The sequence below is a fragment of the Palleronia sp. genome (assembly GCF_042089775.1).
In the GTDB taxonomy this organism is placed as follows: Bacteria; Pseudomonadota; Alphaproteobacteria; order Rhodobacterales; family Rhodobacteraceae; genus Palleronia.
The window spans coordinates 1-5144 of sequence record NZ_JBELKF010000151.1; the positions used below are offsets into that span (position 1 = coordinate 1).

Consider the following 5144-nt stretch of genomic DNA (forward strand, 5'->3'; position numbering starts at 1 on the left):
CACTGTTTCTATGGTGGGGTCGGGACTCGACAACTATCAATGGCGGACGGTGTTGCACGCTATGAACGCGCAGCGCGCCTTTGCCTGGGTCTATGGCGGAGAGGTCACCGCGCGGAAAATCGTGGATTTCCTCGTCCTGAACCCGCAGGCGCCGCGGTCCCTGATTTCGTCTGCCGAGGGTGTGCTTGAGCATCTCGAGCGTCTTGCTCGGCTTTATGGTCGCGCCACCACGGCAACGTCGAGGGGCCGTATGCTGGTGGCGCAGCTAAACGAGATCACGGTCGAGGACATCCTGGACGAGGGCCTCCACGAGTTCCTGCAGCGCATCCTCGCCGAGGTGCTGACCCTCGGGGCCGAGATCAACACAAGCTACCTGAACGGAGAGGCGCGATGAAACTGACCGTCCGGCATCGCACGGAATACGTCTACGACGCGCCTATGCGGTCGGTCATCCAGTCGCTGCGGCTGTGGCCGACCGAGTTCGAGGGGCAGGACGTAAAGAGCTGGTCCGTGCGGGTCGAGGGGCACGAGGCCGAACGCGGCGCCGCCTTTCGCGACGGGGCGGGGGACTGGGTCGAGACAGTCTCGATGCGCAATGTGAGTGCGGCGACGATAGTCGTGGAGGGCGAGATTGAGACACGCGACCTGACCGGCGTCGTGCGCGGCCTACGTGAGAAGGTCCCGCCGGTCGCCTACCTGCGCCCGACGCCTATGACGCGACTCGACTCGGGTCTGCGCGAATTGGCAGCCGGTGCGGTGGATGGCATCGACGGCGAGCTGGATCGCGCCCATGCCATTTCCCGCACGGTCCGGTCCGAGGTCGCCTACACTCCCGGTGCGACGGAAAGTGAGACGACAGCGGGCGAGGCACTGAAACTGGGCAAAGGAGTGTGCCAGGATCAGACTCATGCCATCATTGCCGCCGCCCGCGCCGTCGGAATGGCGGGACGGTACACCGTAGGTTACCTGCATTCGACCGAAGACGCGACGGTGCACCAAGCCAGTCACGCTTGGGCCGAGATATGGGTTACAGGGCTCGGCTGGGTCGGTTTCGACGCCGCCAACGGCTGCTGCCCGGACGAACGCTACATCCGCCTTGGCTGCGGATTAGACGCGCTGGCGGCGGCGCCTATCCGAGGACGCGCACTTGGTGCGGGCAGGGAAGACATGAACGTCGATGTCGAGGTTCAGGCGGCGGGAGGAGCAACTCCCGCAACCTGATCCCTGAAACTGGTGGACCATGCGCTATCGGCACTGGAAAGAGCGCTGGTACAGCATTCCAGCACCAGCTTGACTCGCCCGTACCCCCAGCCGCACCCTAGATCTACCATTGCAGTCGGAAGCAACCCAAAGCGACGAAGCCTTCCGTCACCTTAAGCCCCCAACCTTCACTTTTCTCCCCCACATCGGCTCCTTGTTCCAGGAGGCGACCGACAGCCGGCGATGAAGAGAAAGGAGACCCGCGGACGCCGACGCAACTAAGCCGGACAGCTATCGATCGAAAAGATCAACGTCGCCGGCCTCGTCTATTCTGCTGCCTCCTGACTGTACAAGCTGAGATTTAAGGCTGCCCAGACGCAAATGCCTCGATAGGTGTTGCGCCTCCATCTTCTGCTCTTTCAAATCAACCGAGCCCCCGGCACAAAGGTTAGACAGATCCTGGATCGTTTGAAGACTGAGGTCGAAGGCTTGAAGTGTGCGTCTCTCCGAGAATCGTTCGCCTCCTACGGCTAGAACCGCAGTTTCGACACGACGCAGGTTTTCTTCAAGCTCGTCCAGCTGCTTCCCCAAAAAACGGAGGAGATCACATGCTCCTAGTTCGGAAACGTTCCCGGTCATATTGCCCCGAGCATGGGCTTGAGGCAGGCACGCATTTTGGCAGTGTCGAAGGGTTTCGCGAGCACATTGTTCGCCCCGTGACGCTTGGCATCATCGATGAGGCTTTGGTCGAGCTTCCCGCTGACCAGAATGAAGCCAACCTTCGCAGTCGTTTTATGAGATCGCAGCTTCGCGAGGAGTTCAAGACCGCTCATACCGGGCATGTTCTGATCGGAGATCACCAGGTGGCACCCTTTCCGCAGGGCATGGTCGAGCCCTGACTGGCCGTCCTTCGCGAAGTCAATTTTTTTAAAGCCGATCTCTTCTAGGGACGATGTGATGAGGCCGCGACTGACGCTCGTGTCATCAACCACAAGAATGGATATCGTATCCTTGACAGACATTTAGAGGCTCCGATTTATATGATGCTCTGCGATTTTTTTATGATCACCGGTTTCTCTCGAGCGGAATGCGTTTCGCCCGATCTGGGCAAATGTAGCATTGAGTTCCGGCGTCAGTCGTTCAGAGTGCCCAATGAAGAGCACCCCTTCCGGGTGCAACACACGCGCAAGTCCGGACCAAAGAACCGATTGCGCTGCGCTATCCATATATATTGCAGCATTTCGGCAGAAGATTGTGTGAAAAGGGCCGCTCACAGGCCACGGATCGAAGAAGTTTAAATACCTCACAGTGACGAGGTTACGGAGCTGCGGCCGGATCCTCACACGATCGGCCGTTCCGGCGAGTTCTTCGAACATGATCTTGGCAAGTTCATCACTCACCAAAGACTCTGCCGGCCTTGTATACTCCGCAGCCTCCGCTCGCTGCAGCACGGTCTGATCTATGTCCGTCGCTAGTATCCGGATGTCGTGCTTGGGTGCTTCAGGGAACGCCCGCACGAGGTGAGCCGCCAAAGTGTAAGCCTCCTCACCAGAAGAGCAGGCCGCTGACCAAAGGCGGACCCGCTCGCCCCTTTTTACGGCGCGCGCGAGAACTGGCACAACCTCGGTCTCAAAGATCCCGAAATGCTCAGGTTCTCGACAAAACCTCGTCGTGTTGGTTGTCAAGGAACCAATAGCGATTTGCGTTTCTTCTGCGGCAGCACCTGATGTGACTAGATCAATATATTCGTCCAAGCAACCAGAACCAGTGCGCACGACATGTCGTTGGAGGCGCGAACATATGATCCTGCGGGAACCTCTTTCCAAACTTATCCCCGTTCGTTCACGCATGAAGGCGGCGATTTTAAGAAAGCCGCTGTCGCTGAGAGTTTGGCTCGGCCTCTCCGCACCGATTCCTTCAATCATCACTTCAGTCCGCTCCAGCCACCTGAATCGAGGGCGCCGCTGCTTGGGCGTTTAAGATACTGATGGTGGCATCATCGGCCACAATCATCCCTTCGATGTAGTTGCTTGTCTCTGAACCTGACATGCTTGGCATCGGCTGGATCGAAGAAGGTGAGACGCTGAGGATGTCCGACACTGAAGTAACAAAAAATCCCACCACTTGATCCGCGATCTGAGTAACTAGAATTACGTGACGTGGCTCAGGCTTCAGTGGCGGCAATCCGAGCCGGGCCGCTAAATCCACGATTGGCACGACCGCACCGCGAAGATTGACGACGCCGAGAATGTAGCCTGGAGAGTGTGGCAGTACCGTGACAGTGGTCCATCCGCGGATTTCTCTCACCTGCATGATGTCCATGCAGAAGCTCTGCTCTGCGACCGTGAAGATAATAAGTTCCCGTTTCTGCTCATGACGAGCATCAGTGGCACCGTTCATGGTACAGCCTTATGCTTGGTCGCGTTGGTGGTTGAGGTGCTAGAGATTCCGTCGGGGTCCAGAATAAGTGCGATCTTACCATCTCCCAAGATTGTGGCTGCCGCAATCCCTGGTACCCGCCCATAGTTGCTTTCTAGGCTCTTAATGACCACTTGGCGCTGGTCATATATACGGTCCACCGCGAGTGCGGTTAAAGCGTGATTTTCCGTTTCGACAAGCAATAACACGCGATCGCTTGGATTCCTTTTGGTACTCCCAAACGCGAAAATTTCACACAGCTCGACGACCGGTATAAGAACGTCCCTCACGTTCACCATTCTTGAGGAGGGGCCCACGCGACTGAGTTTCGCTTCCTCCGGTCGAATGGTTTCGACAATTGCCGAGATGGGTATCACGAGAGTCTGCCCTGCTACGTCTACTACCATTCCGTCGAGAACTGCCAGCGTAAGAGGTAAACTGATTGATATCTTTGTGCCCATTCCGGGTTCAGAGGTGATCGAAATGCGGCCCCCAAGCTTTTGAATTTCTCGGTTAACGACATCCATTCCGACGCCGCGACCAGAAAGGTTTGTTACCGTATCGGCTGTTGAGAAGCCCGGGGTAAAAAGCAACCGATCGATCTCGCCTGGCGACAGGATTGAGTCCGAAGTGGCTAACCCTCGCTCTATTGCTTTGGCGAGAACCTTCTCTCGATTTATTCCGCCTCCGTCATCGGAGACTTCGATGAAGACCCGTCCAGAGCGATGAACGGCCGAAAGATGGAGTTTGCCCTGTTCGAGCTTACCGTTGCGTCTCCGCGTCTCGGCATCCTCTATTCCATGGTCTATTGAATTTCGCAGAATATGCGTCAGCGGATCAACAAGACGCTCGACGACTGTACGGTCAACCTCTGTCGTTTCCCCTTCCGTAACGAACTGCACATCCTTTCCGGAAATATCAGCTGTTTCCCTAGCGATTCGAGCCATCCTCTGAAATAGAGGCTTAACTGACTGTGCGCGAAGGTTCATCACTCCTTCCTGGATCTGACGCGACAGCGTCTTAAGTTCTTCTAAGGCTTGATCGATGCGATTCACATCACCAACTTGAGACTCGGCAACCGACTGTGCAAGCACCGATTGGTTTATGACAAGTTCGCCTACTAGATTTATCAGTGAATCTACCAAGTCTAAGTCAACTCGCAGAGTAGTCTTTTGTTGCGACGATTTCCTTGGAGTGTCCGGCGCGTCTGATCGTTCTTTGTAGGCGTTAACCTCTTCGCCGTCGCTAGCATCGACTGAAGAAGAAGGTACCGGTTCCGGCTCTTCGAAATTGCTACCTTCCGTGGCTACTGTAATGTCTGCAAGATCCAGAACGAACTCAAAGACATCCAAGACGTCTTCGATCGGTGCCGTCGTCGCGAGACTCAAGTGCCAAGATATGAGTTCTCCGTCGTGTGCCTGGTTTGGCAACACAGCTTCGCTGCGAAGAGAACCCAAGCACGCCAGCTCTCGGAAAAGGTGGACTGGTTCATGTCCGACGTCGTAGAGAGCTTTGCTCGGTGAAAA

General features: G+C 56.3%; 6 protein-coding genes. 2 read left to right on the plus strand and 4 right to left on the minus strand.

The genetic code is table 11. The annotated features are described in order from the left end of the window. Both ACFDS3_RS18860 and ACFDS3_RS18865 read left to right on the plus strand, forming a co-directional pair. Positions 1 to 394, plus strand: a 394-nt coding sequence (locus tag ACFDS3_RS18860; RefSeq protein ID WP_375263886.1) for an alpha-E domain-containing protein, incomplete at its 5' end; no start/stop codon positions are given. Next, positions 391 to 1221 (plus strand): transglutaminase domain-containing protein, encoded by an 831-nt coding sequence (locus ACFDS3_RS18865; protein WP_375263887.1) that lies wholly within the window; start codon positions 391 to 393, stop codon positions 1219 to 1221. The genes ACFDS3_RS18860 and ACFDS3_RS18865, both read left to right, overlap by 4 nt. A 614-nt stretch (positions 1222 to 1835) precedes the next feature. On the opposite strand, the gene ACFDS3_RS18870 is transcribed toward ACFDS3_RS18865, so the two are convergent. The 4 genes from ACFDS3_RS18870 to ACFDS3_RS18885 all read right to left on the minus strand — a co-directional run. Continuing rightward, entirely contained in the window at positions 1836 to 2222 is a 387-nt protein-coding gene (locus ACFDS3_RS18870) for a response regulator (protein WP_375263888.1), read from the minus strand. Beyond that, a complete protein-coding gene (locus ACFDS3_RS18875) occupies positions 2223 to 3125 on the minus strand; it encodes a CheR family methyltransferase (RefSeq protein WP_375263889.1) in 903 nt (300 codons plus the stop codon). It abuts the gene before it with no gap. A 4-nt stretch (positions 3126 to 3129) separates the two neighbouring features. Continuing rightward, entirely contained in the window at positions 3130 to 3600 is a 471-nt protein-coding gene (locus ACFDS3_RS18880; RefSeq protein WP_375263890.1) for a chemotaxis protein CheW, read from the minus strand. Continuing rightward, on the minus strand, positions 3597 to 5144 hold a 1548-nt coding region (locus ACFDS3_RS18885; RefSeq protein ID WP_375263891.1), incomplete at its 5' end, for a chemotaxis protein CheA. The genes ACFDS3_RS18880 and ACFDS3_RS18885, both read right to left, overlap by 4 nt.